General features: G+C 63.7%; 21 protein-coding genes. 7 read left to right on the plus strand and 14 right to left on the minus strand.

The window, feature by feature from the left end; translation table 11 throughout:
• Window positions 1-17: 17 nt before the first annotated feature.
• Window positions 18-1,037 (minus strand): LLM class flavin-dependent oxidoreductase, encoded by a 1,020-nt coding sequence (locus AC5ZG1_RS23190; protein ID WP_496134173.1) that lies wholly within the window; start codon window positions 1,035-1,037, stop codon window positions 18-20.
• A gap of 383 nt (window positions 1,038-1,420) precedes the next feature.
• Between AC5ZG1_RS23190 and metF the strand changes: the two genes are divergently transcribed.
• On the plus strand, window positions 1,421-2,317 hold the full coding sequence (gene metF, locus AC5ZG1_RS23195; protein ID WP_208824138.1) for a methylenetetrahydrofolate reductase [NAD(P)H]: 897 nt from the start codon (window positions 1,421-1,423) through the stop codon (window positions 2,315-2,317).
• A gap of 32 nt (window positions 2,318-2,349) precedes the next feature.
• Window positions 2,350-6,204 (plus strand): methionine synthase, encoded by a 3,855-nt coding sequence (metH, locus tag AC5ZG1_RS23200; RefSeq protein WP_496134174.1) that lies wholly within the window; start codon window positions 2,350-2,352, stop codon window positions 6,202-6,204.
• A gap of 291 nt (window positions 6,205-6,495) precedes the next feature.
• On the opposite strand, the gene AC5ZG1_RS23205 is transcribed toward metH, so the two are convergent.
• The 12 genes from AC5ZG1_RS23205 to cysG all read right to left on the minus strand — a co-directional run bounded on the left by AC5ZG1_RS23205 (window position 6,496) and on the right by cysG (window position 17,893).
• Entirely contained in the window at window positions 6,496-7,284 is a 789-nt protein-coding gene (locus AC5ZG1_RS23205) for a 3-hydroxybutyrate dehydrogenase (RefSeq protein WP_130228898.1), read from the minus strand.
• Window positions 7,285-7,291: 7 nt separating this feature from the next.
• On the minus strand, window positions 7,292-8,464 hold the full coding sequence (locus tag AC5ZG1_RS23210) for a DUF3734 domain-containing protein (protein WP_456643557.1): 1,173 nt from the start codon (window positions 8,462-8,464) through the stop codon (window positions 7,292-7,294).
• Between the two features lie 95 nt (window positions 8,465-8,559).
• Window positions 8,560-9,057 (minus strand): CAP domain-containing protein, encoded by a 498-nt coding sequence (locus AC5ZG1_RS23215; protein ID WP_130228899.1) that lies wholly within the window; start codon window positions 9,055-9,057, stop codon window positions 8,560-8,562.
• Between the two features lie 198 nt (window positions 9,058-9,255).
• On the minus strand, window positions 9,256-10,305 hold the full coding sequence (locus AC5ZG1_RS23220; protein WP_130228900.1) for a sulfate/molybdate ABC transporter ATP-binding protein: 1,050 nt from the start codon (window positions 10,303-10,305) through the stop codon (window positions 9,256-9,258).
• Window positions 10,295-11,257 carry a sulfate ABC transporter permease subunit CysW gene (cysW, locus tag AC5ZG1_RS23225; protein WP_496134175.1) on the minus strand — a complete coding sequence of 321 codons (963 nt, stop codon included), beginning with the start codon at window positions 11,255-11,257 and terminating at the stop codon, window positions 10,295-10,297. The genes AC5ZG1_RS23220 and cysW overlap by 11 nt, the downstream gene beginning before the upstream one ends.
• A 12-nt stretch (window positions 11,258-11,269) precedes the next feature.
• Entirely contained in the window at window positions 11,270-12,076 is an 807-nt protein-coding gene (cysT, locus tag AC5ZG1_RS23230) for a sulfate ABC transporter permease subunit CysT (protein WP_165435475.1), read from the minus strand.
• Window positions 12,077-12,143: 67 nt separating this feature from the next.
• Window positions 12,144-13,133 carry a sulfate ABC transporter substrate-binding protein gene (locus tag AC5ZG1_RS23235; protein ID WP_496134176.1) on the minus strand — a complete coding sequence of 330 codons (990 nt, stop codon included), beginning with the start codon at window positions 13,131-13,133 and terminating at the stop codon, window positions 12,144-12,146.
• Window positions 13,134-13,254: 121 nt separating this feature from the next.
• Window positions 13,255-13,986: a phosphoadenylyl-sulfate reductase gene (locus AC5ZG1_RS23240; RefSeq protein WP_028165078.1), complete on the minus strand. Its 732-nt coding sequence runs from the start codon at window positions 13,984-13,986 to the stop codon at window positions 13,255-13,257.
• On the minus strand, window positions 13,983-14,498 hold the full coding sequence (locus AC5ZG1_RS23245; RefSeq protein WP_130228905.1) for a DUF934 domain-containing protein: 516 nt from the start codon (window positions 14,496-14,498) through the stop codon (window positions 13,983-13,985). The genes AC5ZG1_RS23240 and AC5ZG1_RS23245 overlap by 4 nt, the downstream gene beginning before the upstream one ends.
• The gene (locus AC5ZG1_RS23250) at window positions 14,485-16,140 is read right to left on the minus strand and encodes a nitrite/sulfite reductase (protein WP_496134177.1); all 1,656 of its coding nucleotides are present in this window, start codon (window positions 16,138-16,140) and stop codon (window positions 14,485-14,487) included. Before AC5ZG1_RS23250 ends, AC5ZG1_RS23245 begins: the two co-directional genes overlap by 14 nt.
• Before the next feature lie 11 nt (window positions 16,141-16,151).
• The gene (locus AC5ZG1_RS23255) at window positions 16,152-16,469 is read right to left on the minus strand and encodes a DUF2849 domain-containing protein (protein WP_028165075.1); all 318 of its coding nucleotides are present in this window, start codon (window positions 16,467-16,469) and stop codon (window positions 16,152-16,154) included.
• Entirely contained in the window at window positions 16,466-17,893 is a 1,428-nt protein-coding gene (gene cysG / locus AC5ZG1_RS23260) for a siroheme synthase CysG (protein WP_496134178.1), read from the minus strand. Before cysG ends, AC5ZG1_RS23255 begins: the two co-directional genes overlap by 4 nt.
• A gap of 256 nt (window positions 17,894-18,149) precedes the next feature.
• Here cysG and cysD point away from each other — a divergent pair, with 256 nt between their 5' ends.
• The 4 genes from cysD (at window position 18,150) to AC5ZG1_RS23280 (ending at window position 23,736) form a co-directional block, all read left to right on the plus strand.
• Window positions 18,150-18,944 (plus strand): sulfate adenylyltransferase subunit CysD, encoded by a 795-nt coding sequence (gene cysD, locus AC5ZG1_RS23265; protein WP_027579256.1) that lies wholly within the window; start codon window positions 18,150-18,152, stop codon window positions 18,942-18,944.
• Between the two features lie 23 nt (window positions 18,945-18,967).
• Window positions 18,968-20,884: an adenylyl-sulfate kinase gene (gene cysC / locus AC5ZG1_RS23270; protein ID WP_496134179.1), complete on the plus strand. Its 1,917-nt coding sequence runs from the start codon at window positions 18,968-18,970 to the stop codon at window positions 20,882-20,884.
• 382 nt (window positions 20,885-21,266) lie between these two features.
• The gene (locus tag AC5ZG1_RS23275; RefSeq protein WP_496134180.1) at window positions 21,267-23,429 is read left to right on the plus strand and encodes a malate synthase G; all 2,163 of its coding nucleotides are present in this window, start codon (window positions 21,267-21,269) and stop codon (window positions 23,427-23,429) included.
• A 106-nt stretch (window positions 23,430-23,535) separates the two neighbouring features.
• On the plus strand, window positions 23,536-23,736 hold the full coding sequence (locus tag AC5ZG1_RS23280; RefSeq protein ID WP_027579253.1) for a CsbD family protein: 201 nt from the start codon (window positions 23,536-23,538) through the stop codon (window positions 23,734-23,736).
• A gap of 152 nt (window positions 23,737-23,888) precedes the next feature.
• Here the strand turns inward: AC5ZG1_RS23280 and AC5ZG1_RS23285 are convergent, their stop codons facing one another.
• Window positions 23,889-24,044, minus strand: coding sequence for a Thivi_2564 family membrane protein (locus tag AC5ZG1_RS23285; RefSeq protein WP_130228911.1), 156 nt, complete (start codon window positions 24,042-24,044; stop codon window positions 23,889-23,891).
• Window positions 24,045-24,223: 179 nt separating this feature from the next.
• Here AC5ZG1_RS23285 and AC5ZG1_RS23290 point away from each other — a divergent pair, with 179 nt between their 5' ends.
• The gene (locus AC5ZG1_RS23290) at window positions 24,224-26,317 is read left to right on the plus strand and encodes a methyl-accepting chemotaxis protein (protein ID WP_496134181.1); all 2,094 of its coding nucleotides are present in this window, start codon (window positions 24,224-24,226) and stop codon (window positions 26,315-26,317) included.
• Window positions 26,318-26,322 lie beyond the last annotated feature (5 nt).

Raw genomic sequence — 26,322 nt, forward strand, 5'->3', positions numbered from 1 at the left:
AATGACGGCGTGTAAGGTCAGGCGGCCTCCTTCTTCCCACGCCCGAACGCGTCCGCCAGCAGGCTGTATGACTTCTTCCGCGCCTCGTGATCGAACACCGCGGTGATGATCATCAGCTCATCCGCCTCGGTGGCCGCGATCAGCGGCTGCAATTTTGCCATCACCGTCGCCGGGCTGCCGACGAAGAAACGCGCGCGGTTCCGCGTGATGGAAGCGCGCTCGGCGTCCGTATAGGGATAGGCCAGCGCCTCCTCGACGCTCGGCAGCGGCAGATACTGGCCGCGGTCCCGGCGCAGGCGGTTGAGGTCCATCGACAGCGCCAGCTTTTCCGCCTCTTCATCGGTCTCGGCCGCCACCGCCGCCACTGCGAGGATCGCATATGGCGTCTGGCGCCAGGGCGACGGCTTGAAATGCGCGCGGTAGTTTGTCATCGGATCAACCGCGTCATGGGTCGCGAAATGATGCGCGAAGCCGAAGCCCATGCCGACCTGCGCGGCGAGCTCGGACGAATAGCCGCTGGAACCGAGCAGCCAGATCGGCGGCAGCGGCGAATCGTCGGGCATCGCCACCACATTGTTGAAGGGATGGCCGGGCGGGAAATCCCGCGTCTCCCACAGCGTCAGTTCATGCAGCCGCTCCAGGAAATCATCGCCCTCGCGGCGGTCGAGCCGGCTCCGCAGCGCATAGGCGGTGGCGCCGTCGGTGCCGGGCGCCCGCCCGAGGCCCAGATCGATGCGACCGGGGAACAGCGCCTCCAGCATCTTGAAGCGCTCGGCAACCACCAGCGGCGCATGGTTGGGCAGCATTACGCCGCCGGAGCCGACGCGGATGTTCTTGGTCACGGCAGCGATCTGCCCAATCATCAGATCCGGCGCGGGGCTCGCGACGGAGGCAAGGTTGTGGTGCTCGGCGAGCCAGTACCTGATATAGCCGAGCCCATCGACGTGGCGCGCCAGATCGATGCTGTTGCGCAGCGCCGCGGCGGGCTTTGTGGCTGTGGTGACGACCGAAAGGTCCAGGACGGAAAGCGGGATCATCGCAGCAAGCTAGGGCGACACATTGAAACCACAAAGCCCCTCCGCGTGCAGATCAGCTCCGCGACACTTTGAACCTGAAGCCGCTCGAGAGTGGGACAAAATATCGTTAATCCGCAATAATTCACCCCTGCCCACACCGGAGGAGAGAACTGACTTCCCCATGAACTACAGAATACGGCTATAATTTCCGGATTTTCGCGATAAGCCGCGAAACTCATACTCTTGCCCATTACGAATTTAGGTTGCCATCGAGAGCCAGCAGATTCATTAAAAGTGGGCAAAATCCCATTATCGATGGGCTGTTTGGGCGACCCGCTTTGCCTTATCTTACCTGCTCGACCGCCCAGCCTGTCGCCGATTGTTCCGTGGAGCTTGTGAGAGCCATGACCGAGGTTGCTGCCCCGCCGTTCAGGACTCCCGCCATTTCCTTCGAGTTCTTCCCGCCGAAGACCGAGGAGATGGAGCGGAACCTGTGGGACACGATCAACCGGCTTGCGCCGCTGTCGCCCACCTTCGTCTCGGTGACCTATGGCGCCGGCGGATCGACCCGCGAGCGCACCCACTCGACTATCGCGCGCATCCTGAATGAAACCAGGCTGTTGCCGGCCGCGCATCTGACCTGCGTAAGCGCCTCCCGCGGCGAGATCGACGAGATTGTCGACCGCTATCACGAGGTCGGCGTCCGCCACATCGTGGCGCTGCGCGGCGACCCGCCGGGCGGCATCGGCACGCCCTATTACACCCATCCGGACGGCTACCAGAGCTCGCCGGAGCTGGTCGCCGGCATCAAGAAGCGTCATCCCGATATCGAGGTGTCGGTCTCGGCCTATCCAGAAAAACATCCGGAGAGCGCGAACTTCGATGCCGATATCGATACGCTGAAGGCCAAGGTCGATGCCGGCGCGACGCGCGCGATCACCCAGGTGTTCTTCGACAACGATCTCTACTTCCGCTACCTCGACCGGGTGCGGGCGCGCGGCATCGAGATCCCGATCGTGCCGGGCATTATGCCGATGCATAATTTCAAGCAGGCCCGCAATTTCGTCACCCGCGCCGGCACCACGGTGCCGGACTGGTTTGCCGCGAAATTCGAAGGCCTCGATGACGATGCCGAGACCCGCAAACTGGTGGCAGCTACGGTTGCCGCCGGCCAGGTGCAGAAGCTCGCAAAACACGGCGTCGACACCTTCCATTTCTACACCATGAACCGCGCCGATCTCGTGTTCGCGATCAGCCATCTGCTCGGCATCCGTCCGAACGGCGCCAAGAAAGCCGCTTGAAAAAAGCTGCTTGAAGAAAGCTGCCTGATCAAATGACCGTACCCGTCTCTCCCAAGCGTACCGCCCTCATCGCCGCCGCGCGCGAGCGCATCCTCGTGCTTGACGGCGCCATGGGCACCATGATCCAGGGCCTGCAATTCGACGAGGCCGCCTTCCGTGGCGAGCGCTTCAAGGATTTCCACCGCGACATCAGGGGCAACAACGACGTCCTGATCCTGACGCAAGCGCAGGCGATCGAGGACATCCACGCCGCCTATCTGCGCGCCGGCGCCGACATAGTTGCGACCAACACCTTCTCCTCGACCTCGATCGCGCAGGCCGACTACGACATGTCGGACCTCGCCTATGAGCTCAACCGCGAGGGCGCCAGGCTCGCGCGCGCCGCGGCCGAGAAGGTCAGTGCGGAGGATGGCAGGCCGCGTTTCGTGGCAGGCGCCCTGGGGCCCACCAACCGCACCGCCTCGATCTCGCCCGACGTCTCCAATCCCGGCTACCGCGCGGTGACGTTCGACGATCTGCGCAAGGCCTATGGCGAGCAGATCAACGGCCTGCTCGACGGCGGCGCCGACCTGCTGCTGGTCGAAACCATCTTCGACACGCTGAATGCCAAGGCGGCGCTCTATGCGATCTCCGAGATTACGGAAGAGCGCGGCATCGACGTGCCCGTGATGATCTCGGGCACCATCACCGACAAATCCGGCCGCCTGCTTTCGGGGCAGTTGCCGGAAGCGTTCTGGAATTCGGTGCGGCACGCCAAGCCGATCACCATCGGCTTCAACTGCGCGCTCGGCGCGGAGGACCTGCGCAGCCACATCGCAGACATCGGCCGCGTCGCCGATACGCTCATCTGCGCCTATCCGAATGCCGGCCTGCCCAACGAATTCGGGCAGTACGACGAGACGCCGGACTATATGGCGCGGCTGATCGGCGAGTTCGCAGCAGCAGGCCTCGTCAACATCGTCGGCGGCTGCTGCGGCACCACGCCGGACCATATCGCCGCTATTGCCGCGGCGGTTGCGCCGCACAAGCCGCGCATTGTTCCTGAGATCGCGCCGCGCCTCCGGCTATCGGGCCTCGAGCCGTTCGCGCTGACCGACGCCATTCCTTTCGTGAACATCGGCGAACGCACCAACGTGACGGGATCGGCGCGCTTCCGCAAGCTGATCACCGCGGGCGACTACACGGCCGCGCTGCAGGTGGCGCGTGACCAGGTCGAGAATGGCGCGCAGATCATCGACGTCAACATGGACGAGGGCCTTCTGGATTCCGAGAAGGCGATGGTGACGTTCCTCAACCTGGTCGCCGCCGAGCCCGATATCGCCCGCGTGCCTGTCATGGTCGATTCCTCGAAATTCGCCGTGATCGAGGCCGGGCTGAAATGCATCCAGGGCAAGCCTGTGGTGAACTCGATCTCGATGAAGGAGGGCGAGGAGAAGTTCATCCACGAGGCCACGATCGCCAAGCGTCATGGCGCAGCCGTCGTGGTGATGGCGTTCGACGAGACGGGACAAGCCGACACGTTCGCCCGCAAGACCGAGATCTGCAAGCGGGCCTACGACATCCTGGTGAACCGGCTCGATTTCCCGGCCGAGGACATCATCTTCGATCCGAACATCTTCGCGATCGCGACCGGGATCGAGGAGCACAACAATTACGGCGTCGATTTCATCGAGGCCACGCGCTGGATCCGCCAGAACCTGCCCGGCGCGCATATTTCCGGCGGCGTCTCCAATCTCTCGTTCTCGTTCCGCGGCAACGAGCCGGTACGCGAGGCGATGCATTCGGTGTTCCTGTATCACGCCATCAAGGCCGGCATGGACATGGGCATCGTCAATGCCGGGCAGATGATCGTCTATGACGACATCGATCCCGAACTGCGGCAGGTGTGCGAGGACGTCATCCTCAACCGCGATCCCGGCGCTTCCGAGCGACTGCTGGCGCTCGCCGAAAAATTCCGCGGCAAGGAGAAGCAGAGCAAGGAAGCCGATCTCGCCTGGCGCGAATGGCCGGTCGAGAAGCGGCTCAGCCACGCACTGGTGCACGGCATCACCGAATTCATCGAGCAAGATACCGAGGAGGCGCGACAGGCATCCTCCCGTCCGCTCGACGTCATCGAGGGTCCCTTGATGGCCGGCATGAACGTGGTCGGCGACCTCTTCGGCGACGGCAAGATGTTCCTGCCGCAGGTGGTGAAGTCCGCGCGCGTGATGAAGCAGGCGGTCGCTTATCTGATGCCATTCATGGAGGAGGAAAAGGCCCGCAACCTCGCCAATGGCGTGGCCGGCGACGGCCGCAATGCCGCTGGCAAGATCGTGCTCGCCACCGTGAAGGGCGACGTCCACGACATCGGCAAGAACATCGTCGGCATCGTGCTGCAATGTAACAATTTCGAGGTCATCGACCTCGGCGTGATGGTGCCGGCGGCAAAGATCATCGAGACCGCGAAGGCCGAAGGCGCTGATATCATCGGCCTCTCCGGCCTGATCACGCCCTCGCTCGACGAGATGAGCTTTCTCGCCGGCGAGCTGGAGCGCGAGGGCCTGAACCTGCCGCTCCTGATCGGCGGCGCCACCACCAGCCGCGTCCATACCGCCGTGAAGATCGATCCGAACTATCCGGGCGGACCAGTCGTCCACGTCAATGACGCCAGCCGCGCGGTCGGCGTCGCCTCCTCGCTGCTCTCGCCCGAGAAGCGCGAGGCCTATGCCGCCGATATCCGCGCCGAATACGCAAAGATCTCCGCGGCACATTTCCGAGCGCAGCAGGACAAGAAACGGCTGAAGCTTGCGGATGCCCGCGCCAATGGCGTCAAGATCGATTTCGCCAAGACGCCGCCGAAGCAGCCGGCCTTCTTCGGCATCAAGAGCTTCGATGCCTACGATCTGGCGGAACTGGCAAAATACATCGACTGGACGCCGTTCTTCCAGACATGGGAATTGACCGGGCGCTTCCCGGCCATCCTCGACGATCCGAAGGTCGGCGAGGTCGCGCGCTCGCTCTATGATGATGCGCAGAAGATGCTTGAGCGCATCATCGCGGAGAAATGGTTCACGGCGCGCGCCACCATCGGCTTCTGGCCCGCCAATGCCGAAGGCGACGACATCGCCGTCTATGCCGACGAGACGCGCAAGAAGAAGATCGCGACCTTCCACACGCTGCGCCAGCAGCTCGAGAAGCGCGAAGGCCGCTTCAACGCCGCGCTTTCGGACTTCATCGCGCCAGTATCGTCGGGCGTACCTGACTATATCGGCGGGTTCGTCGTCACCGCGGGCATCGGCGAGGACGCGGTCGCCGACCGCTTCAAGAACGCCAATGACGATTATTCCTCGATCCTGTGCAAGGCGCTGGCCGATCGCCTCGCCGAAGCTTTCGCCGAGCGCATGCACCAGCGCGTGCGCAAGGAGTTCTGGGGTTATGCGCCCGACGAGACGTTCTCGTCGGACGAGTTGATCCTGGAGAAATATCAGGGCATCCGCCCGGCGCCCGGCTATCCCGCGCAGCCCGACCACACCGAGAAGGCGACGCTGTTCGCGCTGCTTGACGCCGAGAACACGGCCGGCGTGAAGCTGACGGAGAGCTTTGCGATGTGGCCGGGCTCCTCGGTTTCCGGCCTCTATTTCAGCCATCCCGAAAGCTTCTATTTCGGCGTCGGCAAGATCGAGCGCGACCAAGTCGAGGACTATGCCGCGCGCAAGGACATGGCGGTCGGTGAGATCGAACGCTGGCTCGCGCCCGTGCTGAACTACATCCCCTCGCAGAACGCGAAGCAGCCAACGCCCGCGCCCGCACCGGTCGCCACGCCCGCCAACGACGTCACCTCACACCCACCCGGTTGCACCTGCGCCGTCCATCTCGCCTGGCGCAAGAAAGCCGTCGGCGCGGGTTAGCGCGTTTTCGAGCGAAGTGGACACCGGTTCGCGTGAAGAAAACGCGTCAAAATTAGAATCTAGAGCTCCGGTTCTGATTCCATCAGAACCGAAAATGCTCTAGACGGCCAGCTGCTCGCAATGACGCGGGATGGGTTCTGATTCAAATTTCAAACAGCTCTCCGCTGTCATCGTCCGGCTTGACCTGACGATCCAGTATTCCAGAGGCGGTTGTGCTTGAGCCGAGAGGCCGCCGGATACTGTATGCCCCGTCATCGCGGGGCATACAGGTACGCGCCGAACCAAAGCGCCCTACTCCGCGGTCCAGCCGCCATCGATGGAGTAGTTGGAGCCGGTGATCTGCGCGGCGTCGTCGCTGCAGAGGAACAGTGCGAGCGCGCCGACCTGGTCGGCGGTTACGAATTCCTTGGTCGGCTGGGCCTCGAGCAGCACGTCCTTGATGACCTGCTCCTTGGTCATATTGCGCGCCTTCATGGTCTCCGGAATCTGGTGCTCGACCAGCGGCGTCCAGACATAGCCGGGGCTGATGCAGTTGCAGGTGATCTTGAAGGTCGCAAGCTCGAGTGCCACCGTCTTGGTGAGGCCCGCGATGCCGTGCTTGGCCGAGACATAGGCCGACTTGAAGGGCGAGGCGACCAGCGAATGCGCGGAGGCGGTGTTGATGATGCGGCCCCAGCCGCGCTTCTTCATCCCCGGCACCGCGGCGCGGATGCCATGAAACGCCGACGACAGGTTGATCGCGATGATCGCATCCCACTTCTCGATCGGAAATTCCTCGATCGGAGAGACGAACTGGATGCCGGCATTGTTGACGAGGATGTCGACCGAGCCGAAGGTTTTTTCGCCGAGCGCGATCATTTCGGCGATCTCGGCGGGCTTGGTCATGTCGGCCGGCGAATAGGCGGCCTTGACCTTGAAATCGGTCTCGATGCCGGAGCGCTCGCGCTCGATATCGGCCGGCACGCCCATGCCGTTGATGACGACATTGGCCCCCGCGCTGGCGAATTTACGCGCAATCGCCAATCCGATGCCGCTGGTCGAGCCGGTCACGACAGCGGTCTTGCCTGTCAACGTAGCCATATCTGCTTCACTCCTTCTTTGCGGGGAACGGATCGACGTCCCCCGTGAGATCGTAGGTCACCATGGTTTCCCCGGACTGCGGCCGTTCTAGCCATTCTTTGTGACGCATCGACAAATGAACGTCGCGGACGCCCGCCTCCCAATGCTCGACCATGGCGACATGGGAGAAGTCGTAATCCTTCGACGAGGTCTCGTAGTTCTTGCTGCGGTAGATCAGGTGCACCACCGTGACGGTGTTCTCCTTGGAGGCCTGCCGCAGCAATTCAACGGAGGGATCGTTCTTCAGATAATCCGGCAGCTTGCCGATGAGATCACGCACCGCCATGCGCGCATTGTGGATCTGCCTGTTCTTGTCGGTGTTCATCCGCGTGCGGCTGGAAAAGCGGATGTCCTTTTCACGCTCGGCCGCCTCCAATAGCGAATTCGGCAACGGTCCGCGGGCGCTGAACAGATCGACCTGGAAGATCAGGAGATCGCGGCGGGTCTCCTCATCAAGCACGAAGTCGAGCGGGGTGTTGGAGGCGATTCCGCCATCCCAATAATGCTCGCCTTCGATCAGGACCGCCGGAAAGCCCGGCGGCAGCGCGCCGGAGGCCATGATGTGCTCGGGGCCGATCTTCTTGCCGAGCTTCTTGAACTCGTAATTGTCGAAATACCTGAAATTGCCGGAGGTCACGCCGACGGCGCCGACCGAAAGCCGGGTCTTCAGGTCGTTGATGCGGTCGAAATCGACCAGCCGCTCCAGCGTCTTCTTCAGGGGCGCGGTGTCGTAATAGCTTTGCGACTGCGCGCTGCCCATGGGCCAGAACGGCGCAGGCGGAATCCGCGGCGCAAAGAAGCCCGGCACGCCGAATGTCGCGATGATGGCGGCGCTGGTCTCGTTGAACAAAGTGCGGGCGCGGTCGCCGGGCGCTATCGGATTCCAGGATACCGGACGCGACACCATCTCCCAGAATTCCTTTAAGCGCGGCACCTGCTTGTCGGGCTCGTTGCCGGCGATGATCGCGGCATTGACGGCGCCGATCGAGATTCCGGCAACCCAGTCAGGCTCGAAGCCGGCGCGACAGAGCGCCTGAAATGCTCCGGCCTGATATGAGCCAAGGGCGCCGCCGCCCTGCAGGACCAATACGCGCTGCGCCTGCGCGGGCGTCGTGGCGGGCGGAGGATCTGAAGTATCCATCGCGACCGTCAATCAGTGGTGTATAATGGCGCCCACCGTGGCCGCAGTTCGCGACCGCGTCAATCGGCCTGATCCGGCGTGACGATCACGCGGAGTTAGGTTGACGCGAGAATGAGCGTCCAGAACACCTTGTACTTGGTGTTCGGCGCATAGCTCGCGGCAATGCCCAATTTTGTGACACCGCCCTTGAGCATATTGGCCTTGTGTGGAGGCGAATCGCGCCAGCCGGAAAACGCTTCCGCCAGCGTATGATAGCCGGCGGACACGTTTTCGACCGCCACCGTCGCCGGATAGCCGGAGCCTTCCAGCCGTTTGCCGAGCGGGGCCTTCACGTCATGGTCCATCTTGTTGCGCGCCGCCATGGCCTGCGACTGCTGCTCGGCGAGCTTGACGAGCGCAGGGTCCACCACCACGGCGCCGAGGCCGTTGTTCTGGCGATATTGCGAGATCATGGTCGCGGCGGCCTGGGTGTCCAGGACGGCGCCGGGTGCAGCCATGTTGACATACATGGCCGGCTGTTCCGGAAGTGGAGTGTCTGCCGCGCAGCCGCCCAGCACCAGAAGCCCAAAGAGGGCGACGGTCGTCCGTTTCACTGAAAGGATTCCCCCAAGGTTGGTCCGCCGTTGTTGCATACCAACCGTGGCTGAATGGTGAACGGGGGGCGTTTTTTTGCCGCGGCGATGGCGGTCCGCGAGATCCTGTAGCCCGGATGGAGCGAAGCGTAATCCTGGGCCTTTTCGCGCGTGGATGCGAATCCCGGGTTGCGCTCCGCTTCACCCGGGCTACGGCAGCTATTCGTGAGCCGCGAAAATACGGTAGCGGCGGGGTTCCAGCGAGATGATTTCGCCGGCCTGCAGTTCCCGGTCGCGCGGCGCATCGATCTCGATCACGGTCTTGCCTTCGCTGTCGGCAAGCGCGACCTCGGCACGCTGGATCGGGCCGAAGGAGCGGACGTGGCGCACCGCCCCTTCCAGCGATCCGCCTCCCGCCGGGCCGATCTGCATGTCATGGCGGCGCACGAACAATTTGGACGCGCCGGGCGCCGCACCATTGGCGGCGATGTTGAGCGGCCTGCCGCCGAGCCGGACCGCGCCGTCGCTGACATCGACCGGCAGCACGATGGATTCGCCGATGAAGCCGTGGACGAAGGCCGTCGCCGGATTGTCATAAACCTCGCCAGGGGTGCCGATCTGCTCGATGCGGCCTTTGTCCATGACGACCACGCGGTTGGCGACCTCGAGCGCCTCTTCCTGGTCATGGGTGACGAAGATCGAGGTGACGTGGATCTCCTGATGCAGCGAGCGCAGCCATTGCCTGAGCTCCTTGCGCACCTTGGCATCGAGCGCGCCGAAGGGCTCGTCGAGCAACAGGATGCGCGGCTCGATCGCGAGCGCACGGGCGAGCGCGATGCGCTGGCGCTGGCCACCGGATAGCTGGCTCGGATAGCGATCCGACAGCCAGTCGAGCTGCACCAGATCGAGCAGCTCCTTGACGCGGGCGCGGATCGCCTTCTCGTCCTTGCGGATCGCGCGCGGCTGCACGCGGAGGCCAAAGGCGACGTTCTCGAACACCGTCATGTGACGGAACAGCGCATAGTGCTGGAACACGAAGCCGACATGGCGCTCGCTGGCGCCGCGGCCCAGCGCGTCCTCGCCGTCGATCGTGACTTCGCCCGCCTCGGGCCAGTCGAGGCCGGCAATGATCCGCAGCAGCGTGGTCTTGCCGGAGCCGGATGGCCCGAGCAGCGCCAACAGCTCGCCGTCGCCGACCTTCAGGCTGACAGTGTCGAGCGCTGCGAAATCGCCGAACTTCTTTACGATATTCTTGACTTCAATCGTCACTGACAATCTGCCCTTCGTCCAGACGCCGTTCGAGGATCGTCTTCACGACCAGCGTGATCAACGCCAGCATCGCAAGCAGCGACGCGATCGCGAACGACGCCACGAACTGATATTCATTATAAAGGATTTCGACCAGCAGCGGCATGGTATTGGTCTCGCCCCGGATATGACCCGAGACCACCGACACCGCGCCGAACTCGCCCATCGCGCGCGCGTTACACAACAGGACGCCGTAGAGCAGGCCCCATTTGATATTGGGCAAGGTGACGCGGAAGAAGGTCTGCAATCCTGACGCGCCCAGCGAGATCGCGGCTTCCTCCTCCTGCGTGCCCTGCTCCTGCATCAATGGAATCAGCGCGCGTGCGACGAAGGGGAAGGTCACGAAGATGGTGGCGAGCGCAATGCCGGGCACCGCGAACAGGATGTGGATATTGTGCGCCTGCAGCCAGGTCCCGAAGAAGCCCTGTGCGCCGAACAAGAGCACGAAGACCAGGCCCGAGATCACGGGACTGACCGAGAACGGCAGGTCGATCAGCGTGATCAGAAAAGTCTTGCCGGCGAAATCGAATTTCGAGATCGCCCAGGCCGCGATCACGCCGAAGATCAGGTTGAGGCTGACGGAGATCGCCGCGATCAGAAGCGTCAACTGGATCGCCGAGAGCGCCTCCGGCTCGCTGAGCGCCGCGAAATAGGCCGAGATGCCGCGCGAAAACGCCGACGCGAACACCACGACCAACGGCAGCACCACGAATACGGTGAGGAAGAGCAGCGCCAGCGCGACGATCAGGAAGCGGATCGGCCGGGGCTCGGTGCGCAGATCCCGCTTCGAGGCCGCCGTGTGCGGGCGCACCTTCTCCCGCTGCGAGGGCGGCGAGGCGACATTGAGGTCGGTCTTCGGGGCATAGGCTCGCAACTGCGTGGTGGAGGAAGCCAGGTTCGATTGCAGCGACATCGATCCGGCCCTCTAGTGGGTGGGAATGCGGGTCTGCGCCCAGCGCTGCAGGCGATTGACCGCGAAGATGATGATGAATGAAGCCAGCAGCATGACCACCGCGATCGCGGTGGCATCCGCATAGCGAAATTCGGAGAGCCGGATCACGATCAACAATGGCGCGATCTCGGAGACATTCGGCAGATTGCCGGCGATGAAGATGACCGAGCCATATTCGCCGACGGCGCGGGCAAAGGCGAGCGCAAAGCCGGTCAAGAGCGCCGGGATCAGGCTCGGCAGGATCACGCGAAACACCGTGTGCCAGCGGTTGGCGCCGAGGCTTGCCGCGGCCTCCTCGATCTCCGGATCGAGATCGATCAGCACCGGCTGCACCGTCCGCACCACGAAGGGAATGCCGATGAAGACCATGGCAACGAAAATGCCGATCGGCGTGAACGCGACCTTGATGCCCAGTTCGGCAAGCGGCGCCCCCAACCAGCCCTTCTGTGCAAAGAGCTGGGTCAGCGCGACGCCGGCAACCGCGGTCGGCAGCGCGAAGGGGATATCGACGATCGCATCGAACAGCCGCCGTCCCGGAAAGCGGTAGCGCACCAGCGCCCAGACGATGACCGTGCCCATCACCAGATTGACGCAAGCCGCGGCAAACGAAAGCCCAAACGAAATCTTCAGCGCGCTCAGGGTGCGGCGGCTGGTGACGATGCCCCAGAACTGATCGAAACTCAGCTCAAACGTCTTGAGAAAGAGACCGGCGAGCGGAATCAGGACGATAACGGAGAGCCATGTCAGGGTCAGTCCCATGGTGAGACCGAACCCCGGCAAAGTGCTGCGCCGTGCAACCGCTGTGCTCACCTATCCCCCTGCTTCCGCCCCCACGGGCCCGGCCAGATCAATTCTTGTAGATCTGGTCGAAGATGCCGCCCTCGGCGAAGTGCTCCTTCTGCGCCTTGGTCCAACCACCGAAAACGTCGTCAATGGTGAAAAGTTCAACCTTGGCGAAGGATTTCTCGTACTCCTTGGCAATCTCCGGATCGCGCGGACGGTAAGAATTACGCGCGGCGATTTCCTGGCCTTCCCTGGTATACCAATACTTCAGATAGGCCTCGGCAACCGTCCTGGTGCCCTTCTTGTCCGCGATCGCATCGACGACCGCGAGTGGCGGCTCGGCGAGGATCGACAGCGGCGGCGAGACGATCTCGAACTTGTCCTTGCCGAACTCGCGCTGCGCCAGAAACGCCTCGTTTTCCCAGGCAAGCAGCACGTCGCCGACGCCGCGCTCGACAAAGGTAACGGTCGAGCCACGCGCGCCGGTGTCGAGCACCGGTACGTTCTGGTAGAGATCGGCGACGAACTTCTTGGCCTTGTCGGCCGAGCCGAACTTCTTCTGTGCATAGCCCCAGGCGGCGAGATAATTCCAGCGAGCGCCGCCCGAGGTCTTCGGGTTCGGCGTGATGACGGCAACGCCTGGCTTGATCAGATCGTCCCAATCCTTGATGCCTTTGGGATTGCCCTTGCGCACCAGGAACACGATGGTCGAGGTGTAGGGTGCGGCATTCTGCGGCAGACGCTTCTGCCAGTCCGGCGCGATCAGGCCTTTGGCCGCGACCGCGTCGACGTCGTAGGCGAGCGCGAGCGTGACCACGTCGGCCTGCAGGCCGTCGATCACGGCGCGCGCCTGCGAGCCGGAGCCGCCATGCGACTGCTTGATCTCGACGCTCTTGCCGGTCTCCTTCTGATAGGCCGCGGCAAACGCCTTGTTGAAATCAGCATAGAGCTCACGCGTCGGATCGTAGGACACGTTGAGCAGCGAGTAATCGGCGGCGAAAGCCGAACCCGCCCACAGCAAACCCGCGACGAGCGGCAGGATACGACGGACCATCTCTATCTCCATTCAAAGCGGATGAAGCAACACCGGAGCACGTGGAACATAACTCACGGCGAAGAGCGCTTTAGTCAACGGAACCGCATTTCATTGTTCGCGGCGTGGCAGCGTCATTGTCCTAAGAAGTCTTCATCGTATGAATGCCGCATTCTGTCTTGGCACGACCACGCCAGCGGCCGGCGCGCGCATCCTCATCGGGCGCGGTGCGGCTGGTGCAGGGCATGCAGCCGACCGACATATATCCGGAGGCAATCAGCGGATGCGGCGGCAGCTTGCCGTCGCGGTAGATCGCCTCGATCTCTTCGCGTGTCGCGTTGGCGAAGGGATTGAATTTCAGGCGCACGCCGTCTTCCTCGACCACGGGGATGTCGGCGCGGGCGCCGCCCTGAAAGCGTTTGCGCCCGTTGAGCCAGGCGGCGAACGGCGCCAGCGCGCGCGTCAGCGGCTCGACCTTGCGGATGCGGCAGCAGGCGTCGGGATCGGAGAACCAGAGATCGCGCTCGGGATCGTCGCGGTGAAGCGTCTCCTCGAGCGGCTTGATCGAGCGAACATCGGTCAGACCAAGCGTGTCGATCAGCGTGTCGCGATAAGCAAGCGTTTCCGCAAACAGCCAACCGGTATCGAGGAAGATCACGGGGATGGCCGGATCGACGTCGGCCATCACCTTGAGCAGCGCCGCCGATTCCGTGCCGAAGGACGAGACCAGCGCAAGGCGCTCGCGGCCGACCGTCTTCAGCGCGGACTCGATGACCTCGAACGGCGTCGCCGCGCGCAGGACGCGATTGAGCTCCTGTACCGACGGCAGCGCCGACAGCGCCTCGATCGACATCTCTGGCGCCAGCGCGTTCATGGGCTGGCGCTTTCGGAATGACGCAATTGCGTGCGGCGGCTCAGCGCGGTGGTGCGGCCGTCGCCGGTCGGCTGGTAGAATACGGTGTAGCGTTTCACCGTCTCCGCGAAGGCGTCCGCATCCTTTTCCTTCTTCACGTCGAGTGCGTCGAAGCCGGCGCGCAGCATGAACACGAACTGGTCGCGCAGCACCTGGCCGGTGGCGCGCAATTCGCCCTGGAAGCGATAGCGCTCACGAAGCAGCCGCGCCTGGCTATAGGCGCGGCCGTCGCGGAACGACGGAAACACCAGCGCGACCGCGGCGAGCCGGTCGAGATAGGGCACGAGCTCGTCGAGATCGCGGTTGTTCGGCCAGACCACGCCGACCTTGCCGGGCCGGCGCAGCAGCGCCTCGGGATCGTCAAGGAAGCGCGCCGCCGGCACCAGGATTGCGCCATCAGCCGGGATCTCGGCGCCATCGGCGACATGGGCGTAGATGTCGGTTGCGATTTTTCCGTTCTTAACGAGTGGCATAGACCCGCTCCTTGAAAGGTTCGACGCCGAGCCGCTTGACCGTGTCGATGAAGAGTTCATCGGGGGAATAGCGCAGCGCCAGATAGGCCTCGACGATGTCCTCGACCACGTCGGCGACCTCGGCGTAAGGCACCGAAGGGCCGATCAGCGTACCGAGCGCGGCGCCCTCGTCGGCGCGGCCGCCGATCGTAATCTGATAAAATTCCTCGCCGTTCTTCTCGACACCGAGGATGCCGATATGGCCGACATGGTGATGGCCGCAGGCGTTGATGCAGCCGGAGATATTGATGTGCAGCCGGCCGATCAGGCCTGCGGTGTCGTGATTGGCAAAACGCCGCGTCAATTCCTGCGCGATCGGGATCGAGCGCGCATTCGCCAGAGAGCAGTAGTCGAGCCCTGGGCAGGCGATGATGTCGGAGACCAGGTTCACGTTCGGGGTCGCGAGCCCGGCCTTGTCGAGCGCCTTCCACAGCGCCGGCAGATCCCGCTTGGCGACATGCGGCAGCGCCAGGTTCTGCTCATGGCCGACGCGGATCTCGCCGAAGGAATAGCGGTCGGCGAGATCGGCGATCACATCCATCTGTTCGGCGGTGGCATCGCCGGGCGGACCGCCGACCGGCTTCAGCGACAGCGTCACGATCGAATAGCCCTGCACCTTGTGCGGAAACACCGAATTCTTGCGCCAGCGCTCGAACAGCGGATCATGCGCCGCCTGCTTCAGCTCGTCGGGCATGTGCGGCAGCTTCTCGTAGGCCGGATAGGAAAAGCGCGAGCGCACTTCCTCGATCGCACCATCATCGAGCGTCAGCGCGCTGTCGCGCAATTGCTGCCACTCTTCCTCGACTTCCTTGCCGAACTTCTCGATGCCTAGCTCGTGCACGAGGATCTTGATGCGCGCCTTGTAGATGTTGTCGCGGCGGCCGTACTGGTTGTAGACGCGCAGGATCGCCTCGACATAGCTCAGGATGTCGCGGCCGTGCACGAACGGCTTGATGGTCTTGGCGATGAACGGCGTGCGGCCGAGCCCGCCGCCCACCAGCACCTCGAAGCCGGTCTCGCCATCGGCGTTCTTGTGCAGCCGCAGGCCGATATCGTGGATCTTGATCGCGGCGCGATCGTGCTCGGAGGCGGTGATCGCGATCTTGAACTTGCGCGGCAGGAACGAGAATTCCGGATGCAGCGTGGTGTGCTGCCGCAGCAGCTCCGACCAGATACGGGGATCCTCGACCTCGCCGGGCGCAACCCCCGCCCACTGGTCGGAGGTGACGTTGCGCATGTTGTTGCCGGAGGTCTGCATGGCGTGGATGCCGACCTCGGCAAGATCGGCGAGCGCGTCCGGCAGCTCAGCGAGCTTGATCCAGTTGAACTGGATGTTCTGCCGCGTCGTGAAATGTCCATAGCCGCGGTCGTAGCGGCGCGCGACATGGGCAAGGGCGCGCAATTGCTTTGTTGACAGCGTGCCATAGGGGATCGCGACGCGGAACATATAGGCGTGAAGCTGCAGGTACACGCCGTTCTGCAATCGCAGAATCTTGAATTCGTCCTCGGTGAGTTCGCCGGAAAGCCGGCGCTTCACCTGGTCGCGGAATTCTTCGACACGTTCGTGAAGGAGCGTGCGATCGAGTTCGTCATATGCGTACATGAGGGAGCACCTTAAGCCGGAACCGGAAGCTCGATGGTGAGGCCTTCCGACCGGATATGTTCGCGGAGATTGCCGGGCGCAATCTCTCCATTGTCCTTGATTGCGACCGGCGCGATGTAGGCACCGATCGCGCCGACATCATCGGCCACCGCTTCGGCAAGCAGCGCCCGCGCATCGTCGGAGGTGCGCACGATGGCGGCGTCCGCAAGCCGCGATGACCAGCCATGCTGCGGGGTGCGATAGATCACCACGCCGTCATGAGTGCGGTTGGCGGTCACTACCGAAGGCCCGGTAATTCTGATTTTCTTCTGTTCAAGCGGAGAGGTCATTCGGCAGCTTCCAAAAGGTCCGAGATCACTTGGTTGAGATTGGCATGGCGCCAGGGCGCAGAGTGGGAGACGACGTCGCCGATGACCAGGATGGCGGGGCCGCCATCGATCTTCTCGACCAGCGACGGCAGATGTTCGAGCGTTCCGACCGCGGCCTTGGCATCCGGCCGCGTCACCCGCGCGAACACGCCGACCGGCGTTTGTGGCGAGCGGCCAGCGGCCAACAGGCCGGCGCGGATCGTCGGCGCGGCGGTCATGCCCATATAGACCACGACAGTCATCTTCTTGTCTGTTAGCGCCGACCAGTCGATAGTCTCGGCGTCACGCGCCTTGTGCGCGGTGAGGAAGGTGATGCGCAGCGCCTCGTGGCGGAAGGTCAGCGGCGCCTCGAATTGCGCGGCGGCACCTAAGCCCGCCGTGATGCCGGGGATCACCGAATAGGCGACGCCTGCCTGGCGCAGCGCTTCGATCTCTTCGCCGCCCCGACCGAAGATGAAGGGATCGCCGCCCTTCAGCCGCACCGCGCGCTGTCCTGATTTCGCGGCCTCGATCATCAGTTTGTTGATCGCGTCCTGGCCGATGCCGGGTTTGCCGACGCGGCGGCCGACCGGAATGCGCGAGGCGTCGCGGCGCACGCGGTCAAGAATCTCTGATGACACCAATTCGTCGTAGAACACGACGTCGGCGTCCTGCAGCGCGCGCAGCGCCTTGATGGTGAGAAGATCCGGATCGCCAGGTCCGGCACCGACCAGCGTCACATGGCCCTTGGCCTTGCCGAGCGCTGTCGCGCCGGCAAAGGCGGAGGGATCGGAAATCTGCTGCAACGCCTTCTCGGCTTCGTCTCTCCGACCGGCCAGCACCAGCGCGCCGATCGGACCGTCGACAATGCGCTCCCAGAAGCGGCGACGCAGCGCGAATTCGCCGATGCGCGCGTGTATGGATTTGCGGAATTGGCCGATGAAGGATGCGAGATCGCCGATGCGGGCCGGCAGCACCGCCTCGATCCGCTCGCGCACGCGGCGCGCCACCACCGGCGAGGCGCCGCCGGTGCCGACGGCGACCACGACATCGCCGCGATCGACGATCGCCGGGAAGATGAAGGTGGAATGCTCGAGATCGTCCATCACATTGACGGGCAGGCCGACAGCCCTCGCGCGCGCCGCCAGCGCAACACCGACATCGCCGGCGCCCGCGCAGAGCACCGCGATGACGCCGCTGAGATCAGCGGCGAGTGGATCGCCCGTTGCGAGTTCGATGCGCGTCGCATCGATCCCGCTCACATCATGATTGCCGTCAGTCGCAAACCAGCGGACGCGCGCGCCGGCGGCCGCGAGCAGACGCAGCTTCGCGCGCACGAGATCGCCGGCGCCGACCAGCAGCACCACGCCCGTTTGCAGATCCAGGAACACCGGCAAGAACCGCATGCGCCACTCGCTTCTCCAACTTATGGGTTGACTGGAATTTTATTCTATATATGTGTCGGCAAGCGCCCGCAAAGAGAAATTTATTTCTTCTCTATTGCATCGCAACTATAGAATTTTCGCCTCCAAAGGCCAAGGCACAGAGATGCATCTTCTCGACAATGAATCCGGCAAAGCACGCTTGCGCGCTTCCGAGCCCAAAGAGGGAATAAAGGTGCCGCGGAAAATCCTCGTCGAAGAACCCGCGACAGCGCCTTCCATGGATCATCTCGACGAGCTCGAGGCGCAAAGCATCTACATTCTGCGCGAGGCGTTCGCGCGGCTGAAGAAGCTCGCGCTGCTCTGGTCGCTGGGCAAGGACTCCAACGTGATGATCTGGCTCGCGCGCAAGGCCTTCTTCGGCCGCGTGCCCTTTCCTGCCATGCATGTCGATACCGGCAAGAAATTTCCGGAGATGTATGCCTTCCGCGATCGCTACGCGAAGGAATGGGATCTCGACCTCCGCGTCGAACCCTGCCCGCCGATCGATAGTGTCGATCCCACGCTGCCGCCCGCGGCGCGCTCCGCTGCACGCAAGACTGAGGGCCTGAAGCTCGCGCTGGTCAAACACGGCTTTGACGGATTGATCGCCGGCATCCGCCGCGACGAAGAGGCGACGCGCGCCAAGGAGCGCGTGTTCTCGCCGCGTGGCCTGGAGGGCGAATGGGACGTGCGCGACCAGCCGCCGGAGTTCTGGGATCATTTCAACGCCTCCCCGCCGCAGGGCGCGCATTTGCGCATCCACCCGATCCTGCATTGGACCGAGGCCGACATCTGGGCCTACACAAGGCGCGAGAACATCCCGATCATCCCGCTTTATCTGGCGAAGGACGGCAAACGCTATCGTTCGCTTGGTGATGCCGACATCACCTTCCCCGTTGCGTCGACCGCGTCAAACATCGATGAGATCCTGGCCGAGCTCGAAGACACCAAGGTGCCGGAACGCGCGGGCCGCGCACTCGATCACGAGACCGAGGATGCGTTCGAGCGGCTGCGTGTCGCCGGTTATCTCTGAGAAGCGAGCTTAAGGCGTTTTCGATGAACATGGTTCTTCCCAGCGCGATCTCCGCGACACCGAACGGCACCACGCGTCCGCAAGTCCGTATCGTCATCGTCGGCCATGTCGATCATGGCAAATCCACCCTGGTCGGCCGCCTCCTGCACGAGACCGGCAGCCTGCCCGACGGCAAGCTCGAAATGCTGAAAGCCGTCAGCGCGCGGCGCGGCATGCCGTTCGAATGGTCGTTCCTGTTGGATGCGCTGCAGACCGAGCGCGACCAGGGCATCACCATCGACACCACGCAGATCCGCTTCCGTACCCGCTCGCGCGACGTCGTGCTGATCGACGCGCCCGGCCACGCCGAATTCCTCCGCAACATGATCACCGGCGCCTCGCAGGCCGACGGCGCCGTGCTGATCATCGACGCGCTCGAAGGCGTGCGCGACCAGACTCGGCGGCACGGCTATCTGCTGCATCTGCTCGGCATCAAGCAGGTCGCGGTCGTCGTCAACAAGATGGATCGGGTCGATTTCAGTGCCGAGCGCTTCGGCGAAATCAGCGACGAGATATCGGCGCACCTGACCGGTCTTGGCGTGAAGCCATCGGCGGTGATCCCGATCTCCGCGCGCGACGGCGATGGCGTCGCCGAGCACACGGCGCGGATCGCCTGGTACAAGGGGCCGAGTGTCGTCGAGGCGCTGGACGAACTGGAGCCGGCACGGCCGGCGGAAACCTTGCCGCTGCGGCTGCCGGTGCAGGCGATCTACAAATTCGACGACCGCCGCATCGTCGCCGGCCGCATCGAATCCGGCAGCCTGAAGGCCGGCGACGAGATCGTGATCATGCCGGCCGGCAAGATCGCCAGGATCAAGACGGTCGAGAGCTGGCCGGTCACGCCGCTTCAAGGGCCGCAAACGGCCGGCCGCTCGGTCGGCATCACGCTCGACCGCGAGCTGTTCATCGAGCGCGGCGACGTCATCGGCCATGTCGGCCAGAGCCCGCGCGACACCCGCCGTATCCATGCCCGGATCTTCTGGCTGCACGACAAGCCATTGTCGAAGGGCGACCAGATCCTGATCCGGCTCGGCACCCGCGAGACCCGCGCGAGCGTGGTCGCGATCGACAAGGCGGTCGATCCCGGCGCGCTCTCCAACGAGGAAACCAACTCGATCGCACGCAACCATGTCGGCGAGATCGACATCTCATTGGCGCAGCCGATTGCCGCCGATCCCTATCATGAAAGCCCGCGGACCGGGCGCCTGGTGATCGAGGTGAACGGGCGCATCGCCGGCGGCGGCTTGGTGCTGTCGGTCGACGCCGGCCAGCGCGCGGTGCCGGTCGACATCGTGCCGGTGGAGTCGGCGTTGCGCGCCGACGAGCGTTCGGCCCGCTATCGTCACGGCGGCGCCGTGCTCTGGTTCACGGGGCTGCCCGGCTCCGGCAAATCGACATTGGCGCTTGCGCTTGAGCGGCGGTTGTTCACCAATGGCGGCTCGCCGATCCTGCTCGATGGCGACACCTTGCGGGCCGGCCTCAACAGCGACCTCGGCTTCTCGCACGCCGATCGCAGCGAAAACATCCGCCGTCTCGCGGAGATCGCGACGCATCTTGCGCGTAACGGCCATATCGCGATCGTCGCCGCGGTCTCACCCGCAGCCTCCGACCGAGCTGCGGCGCGCCGCATCGCCGACAGCGCGTTCCGCGAGATCTATGTCGCGACGCCTGCGGAAATCTGCGAAAGTCGCGATCCCAAGGGCCATTACGCCAAGGCCCGCGCCGGCGGCCTGCCCTCCTTCACCGGCATCACCAATGATTACGAGCCGCCGGCGGGCAACGAACTGACGATCGATACCTCGCGCCGGACAGTCGCCGACGCCGTCGACGAGATCGAAAGGATGCTGGCCCAGACCGGCATCCTGTTCGAGGAAGTCGCCGACCTCGCCGCGAATATTTAGAGCGGGATGCTTTATTGCTTGTATTCGGTGGTGACCACAAACTCCCACCTCTCCCAACGGGAGAGGTCGGCGCGAAGCGCCGGGTGAGGGGTTACGGTCCCTCGTTAGAGCTGCGGCCCCTCACCCGATTTGCTGCGCAAATCCACCTCTCCCCGTCGGGGAGAGGTGGGCACCTGCGACGCGACGCCTACCCATCCCATCGCATCATGTTTTAGGCGGCCTGGCCCGCTCCTTTGGTAGGACACCAAGCCCCGCAGGGGGCCTTCTCATGGCCGCGGCTTTAGCGTTAAAAGGGCGTTGAACCGCCCGCCTTTTGGCGTGTTTTTTGCTGTTTTCGTTCCGAAAACAGTCCGCAGCCGCCATTTCTCTTGGAAAGCCCAACATGACGCGTGTCGAAGCCCACGGATTGAAGATCGCCCCTGTCCTGTTCGATTTCATCGCCAAGGAGGCGACCCCCAATACCGGGATCGCGCCCGACGCCTTCTGGGCCGGGCTTGCCGCCATCATCGCAAAACTGGGGCCGAAAAACCGCGAATTGCTTGCCTTCCGCGACACGCTGCAGGCCAAGATCGACGATTGGCACCGCGCGCACAAGGGCAAGGCGTTCGACATCGACGCCTATACCGCTTTCCTGAAGGAAATCGGCTATCTGCTCCCGGAGCCGCCGACCAGGCAGGTCGAGACCGCCAATGTCGACGAAGAGATCGGCAAGATCTGCGGTCCGCAGCTCGTGGTGCCCCTGACCAATGCGCGCTATGCGCTGAATGCGGCGAATGCGCGCTGGGGCAGCCTCTATGACGCCTTCTACGGCACCGACGCGATCCCGCACGACCCGAGCGAAGCTGGCCGGGGCTACAACAAGGCGCGCGGCGACAAGGTGATCGCGAAGGCCAAAGCGTTCCTGGATTCGGCCGCGCCGCTCGCGACCGGAAGCCACACTGACGTCACCTCCTACAGCGTCAGCGGCGGCAAGCTCGCGGTGAAGCTGAAGAACGGCAGCACCACCGCACTGAAGTCAGCCGCGCAGTTCGCGGGCTATCAGGGCGATGCGGCCGCGCCGAGCGCCGTGCTGCTCGTCAACAACGGCCTGCACATCGACGTCACGATCGACCGCAATCATCCGATCGGCAAGGACGATCCGGCAGGGGTCGCCGACATGATCCTGGAGGCGGCGGTCTCCACCATCCTCGACATGGAAGACAGCGTCGCGGCTGTCGATGCCGAGGACAAGGTGCTGGTCTATCGCAACACGCTTGGTCTGATGACCGGCACGCTATCGGCCGATTTCGAGAAGGGCGGCAAGACGTTGACGCGCTCGCTCAATGCCGACCGCGTCTACAAGACGCCCGACGGCAAGGATCTCACGCTACACGGCCGCAGCCTGCTGCTGATGCGCAATGTCGGCCATCACATGTTCACCGACGCCGTGCTCGATGCAAAGGGCGAGGAAATTCCGGAAGGGATCCTCGATGCCGCTGTCTCCGGCCTGCTCGCTATCCATGATCTCAAGGGCAAGTCGAAGATCAAGAACAGCCGCACCGGCTCAGTCTATATCGTCAAGCCGAAGATGCACGGCCCCGACGAAATCGCGCTGACCTGCGAATTGTTCGGCGAGGTCGAGAAACTGCTTTCGCTGCCGGAGAACACGCTCAAGGTCGGCATCATGGACGAGGAGCGCCGCACCACCGTCAACCTCAAGGCCTGCATCCAGAATGCGGCCAAGCGCGTGATGTTCATCAACACCGGCTTCCTCGACCGCACCGGCGACGAGATCCACACCTCGATGGAAGCGGGTCCGATGATCCGCAAAAACGACATGAAGGCGCAGCCCTGGATCAAGGCCTATGAGGATTGGAATGTCGACACCGGCCTCGTCGACGGCCTGCCCGGCCATGCGCAGATCGGCAAGGGCATGTGGGCGGCGCCCGACAAGATGGCCGACATGCTGGCGCAGAAGATCGGCCATCCGCAGGCCGGCGCCACCACCGCCTGGGTGCCCTCGCCGACCGCCGCGACGCTGCACGCGCTGCACTATCACCAGGTCAACGTGATCGCGCGCCAGCAGGAGCTGGCCAAGGGCGGCCCGCGCGCAAAGCTCTCCGATATCCTCACCATTCCGGTGTCGCAGTCGAACTGGGCGCCCGATGACGTGAAGCAGGAGATCGACAACAACTGCCAGGGCATCCTGGGCTATGTCGTGCGCTGGATCGACCAAGGCGTCGGCTGCTCCAAGGTGCCCGACATTCACGACGTAGGCCTGATGGAAGACCGCGCCACCTTGCGCATCTCGAGCCAGCATCTGGCGAACTGGCTGCACCAGGGCGTCATCACCAGGGATCAGGTGATGGAGTCGCTGAAGCGCATGGCTGTGGTCGTCGACGGCCAGAACAAGGGCGATCCGCTCTACAGGCCGATGGCGCCCTCCTTCGACGGCGTCGCCTTCAAGGCCGCCTGCGACCTGATCTTCAAGGGCCGTGAGCAGCCGAACGGCTACACCGAATTCATCCTCACTGCCCGCCGCCGCGAAGCGAAGGCCGCCGGCTGATCTGACTCACAAGGTTGCACGTCACGATGCCGCACGATTTCAGGGAACCCGTGCGGCATCAAATCCGTTTCAACGCCATCTCAACTGAAGCATCGGAGAGATGGCAATGGATTGGAACCGGATCGAGGGCAACTGGAAGCAGTTCAAGGGCGCCGCCAAGGAGAAATGGGGCAAGCTCACCGATGACGATCTCAACGTGATCGAAGGCCGCCGCGAGCAGCTCGAAGGCAAGCTGCAGCAGCGCTACGGCTTCGCCAAGGACCAGATCCACAAGGATGTGGACGACTGGTTCCGGAGCCTGCGATAGGGCGTTTCGAGCGAAGTGGAGACCGGTTCGCGTGAAGAAAACGGGTCAAAACAAGAATCTAGAGCTTCGACTCTGATTCAATCAGAACCGAAGCTCCAGGCTCTCGCCGCAAAAGCCCCGGCCAACGCCGGGGCTTTTTGCTTGGGGCATTCTCAGAACACCGCGATGTATTTCAACAGCGAGATCACACCCAGGATGATGACGACGACGCGCGCGATCTGCTTGGCGCGCGCATCAAGCGGCAGCAGGTTGATCAGGTAAAGGACGAGGATAACGACCAGAAACGTGACGAGTATGCTGACGAGCATGCGGCCCCCCGGGGACGTCGTGAATGGCGTGTTAGTCTTCTCTTAACTGCCAGATGCCCGCGAGGTTCCAGGTGGGGAACCCTCAGTCATTTCAGCAAGCTCCGTAGATATACGGCAATAGCGCTTCCGGAAATTTTTACCCTTCTTGTTCCAGATGGCGACAGCTTTGGGGGAGCCACATGCTGAATCGCCTTTCTGTATCCGCGTTGCTGAAGATCGTTATCCTGAGCACTGCATTTTGCATCATCGTCGGTTTCTCGCTGAATGCGTGGGATAGCTGGGGCCGGCTGCAGGTAGCGGGCCGAATTTCGACGATCGCCGATGTCTCAGCCAATCTTTTCAAGGCGATGCACAGTCTGCGGACCGATCGTTCTTCCACCAACCGCGTTCTGACCGGCGCGTCTCCGCTGGACAGCGGAATAGAGAAGTACCTCCGCGATCTCCGCGATGCCGAAATGCTGGCGATGGCGAACGGGCTCGCCCGGCTCAAGACCATGGACTTCCCCGAGCAGACCACCCTGGTGGCGGAGTTCGAACGGGTGTTCTCGCTGCTGACGGCCGAGCAGAAGGAATTCTGGCAGGAGATGGCCAAGCCGAAGGAAGCGCGCCGCGCCGAACTGGCGAAGGAGTATCAGGCGACGACGCTGGCGCTGCTCGATGTGCTCGACAAATTGTCGGGAACGCTTGCCGCCGATGTCAATCATCAGGACGCCGTGATCGACCAATTGCTCAACATCAAGCAGACCGCCTGGCTGTTGCGCAACACCGCCGGCGAAGCCTCCGCGCTGGTATCGGACGCACTTGGTGCAGGCCGTATCGCGCCGGAAACCCGCCTCCGTTACACCAAATTCGTCGGCGGCATCGATGCCGCCTGGAAGGCGCTCGAGGTGTCGACCTCAGGCATGCAATTGCCTCCGAAGCTTGCGGCCGCGATCCCCGCCTCCAAGACCGCTTATTTCGAGCCGGAGTATCAAAGTCTGCGCGACCGGCTGGTGGCGACGCTGGCCAATGGCGAGAAGCCCGAGATGACCGCGAACCAGTGGAGCCCGGTCACCGTCGGCCGGATGGGGACGGCGGTGGCGGTCGCTGAAGCAGCGCTCGATGCGGCAAAGGATCACGCCGCAGCCCAATACGCCCTGGCGCAGCGCTCGCTGATTACACAGCTTGCGCTGCTCGCCGGTGCGATCGCGCTCACCGTCGGTGCCATGATCGCGATCGGCCGCCGCGTCATCAGGCCGCTGCACAACATCCGCGATGCCATGCTGAAAGTCGCCTCCGGCGACCTCGACGTCGATAGCGGCTATGGCGGGCGCAAGGACGAGATCGGCGCGCTTGCCGGTGCGCTCGAAACCTTCAAGCAGCAGGCCAAGGACAAGCTTCGCATCGAAGCGCAGGAGCGCGAGCGCAATGCCGGCGCGGCCGCCCGCCAGCAGGCGATCGAGAACCATGTCGGCGAGTTCGAGCATCTGGTGCGCCAGACGCTCGAACAGCTCGGCGATGCCTCCGGCAAGATGCGGGCGACGTCCGCCAACCTTTCCGCCGTGTCGCGCCAGACCAATGCACGGGTCGAGGTCGCCGAAAAGGCGTCCGGCGAGGCGTCGATGAGCGTGGAGACGGTCGCGGCGGCTTCCGAGGAATTGAGCGCCTCGATCAACGACATCAGCCAGCAGGCGGCGCATGCAGCCGGTATCGCCAGCCGCGCGGTCAGCCAGGCCCGCAACACCGACGGGACCGTGCAGGGACTGGCGAAATCCGCCGGCCGCATCGGCGAGGTGATCGGCCTCATCAACACCATCGCGGCGCAGACCAACCTGCTGGCGCTGAACGCCACCATCGAGGCCGCCCGCGCCGGCGAGGCCGGACGCGGCTTCGCCGTGGTCGCCTCCGAGGTCAAGTCGCTGGCGAGCCAGACCGCGAAGGCGACGGAGGAGATTTCCGAGCAGATCGCCGACATCCAGAAGGTCGCGGGCGAGGCCATCGACGCCATCAAGGGCATCGGCAGCATCATCGGCGAGGTCAACGAGGTCGCGACCGCGATTGCCGCCGCGGTGCAGGAACAGGGCGCCGCGACCCAGGAGATCACGCGCAGCACGCAATTCGCCGCCCAGGGCACCAAGAACGTGTCCGAGAACATCACCGGCGTGAAGGCCGATGCGGACTCCGCGGCCGGCGCCGCCGAGGACGTTCGCCTCGCCTCGGAGACGCTCGAGACGCAAAGCCGCGGGCTCGGCAACCAGGTCACCGATTTCCTCGGCAAGATCCGCGCCGCTTAGTTCTG

The organism is Bradyrhizobium sp. Leo78, from assembly GCF_059512425.1.

Bases quoted from the DNA above. Each gene is read 5' to 3' on its own strand.
- AC5ZG1_RS23190 (WP_496134173.1), bottom strand. From the start codon at position 1,037: ATGATCCCGCTTTCCGTCCTGGACCTTTCGGTCGTCACCACAGCCACA.
- metF (WP_208824138.1), top strand. From the start codon at position 1,421: ATGACCGAGGTTGCTGCCCCGCCGTTCAGGACTCCCGCCATTTCCTTC.
- metH (WP_496134174.1), top strand. From the start codon at position 2,350: ATGACCGTACCCGTCTCTCCCAAGCGTACCGCCCTCATCGCCGCCGCG.
- AC5ZG1_RS23205 (WP_130228898.1), bottom strand. From the start codon at position 7,284: ATGGCTACGTTGACAGGCAAGACCGCTGTCGTGACCGGCTCGACCAGC.
- AC5ZG1_RS23210 (WP_456643557.1), bottom strand. From the start codon at position 8,464: ATGGATACTTCAGATCCTCCGCCCGCCACGACGCCCGCGCAGGCGCAG.
- cysW (WP_496134175.1), bottom strand. From the start codon at position 11,257: ATGTCGCTGCAATCGAACCTGGCTTCCTCCACCACGCAGTTGCGAGCC.
- AC5ZG1_RS23235 (WP_496134176.1), bottom strand. From the start codon at position 13,133: ATGGTCCGTCGTATCCTGCCGCTCGTCGCGGGTTTGCTGTGGGCGGGT.
- AC5ZG1_RS23240 (WP_028165078.1), bottom strand. From the start codon at position 13,986: ATGAACGCGCTGGCGCCAGAGATGTCGATCGAGGCGCTGTCGGCGCTG.
- AC5ZG1_RS23245 (WP_130228905.1), bottom strand. From the start codon at position 14,498: ATGCCACTCGTTAAGAACGGAAAAATCGCAACCGACATCTACGCCCAT.
- AC5ZG1_RS23250 (WP_496134177.1), bottom strand. From the start codon at position 16,140: ATGTACGCATATGACGAACTCGATCGCACGCTCCTTCACGAACGTGTC.
- AC5ZG1_RS23255 (WP_028165075.1), bottom strand. From the start codon at position 16,469: ATGACCTCTCCGCTTGAACAGAAGAAAATCAGAATTACCGGGCCTTCG.
- cysG (WP_496134178.1), bottom strand. From the start codon at position 17,893: ATGCGGTTCTTGCCGGTGTTCCTGGATCTGCAAACGGGCGTGGTGCTG.
- cysD (WP_027579256.1), top strand. From the start codon at position 18,150: ATGGATCATCTCGACGAGCTCGAGGCGCAAAGCATCTACATTCTGCGC.
- cysC (WP_496134179.1), top strand. From the start codon at position 18,968: ATGAACATGGTTCTTCCCAGCGCGATCTCCGCGACACCGAACGGCACC.
- AC5ZG1_RS23275 (WP_496134180.1), top strand. From the start codon at position 21,267: ATGACGCGTGTCGAAGCCCACGGATTGAAGATCGCCCCTGTCCTGTTC.
- AC5ZG1_RS23280 (WP_027579253.1), top strand. From the start codon at position 23,536: ATGGATTGGAACCGGATCGAGGGCAACTGGAAGCAGTTCAAGGGCGCC.
- AC5ZG1_RS23285 (WP_130228911.1), bottom strand. From the start codon at position 24,044: ATGCTCGTCAGCATACTCGTCACGTTTCTGGTCGTTATCCTCGTCCTT.
- AC5ZG1_RS23290 (WP_496134181.1), top strand. From the start codon at position 24,224: ATGCTGAATCGCCTTTCTGTATCCGCGTTGCTGAAGATCGTTATCCTG.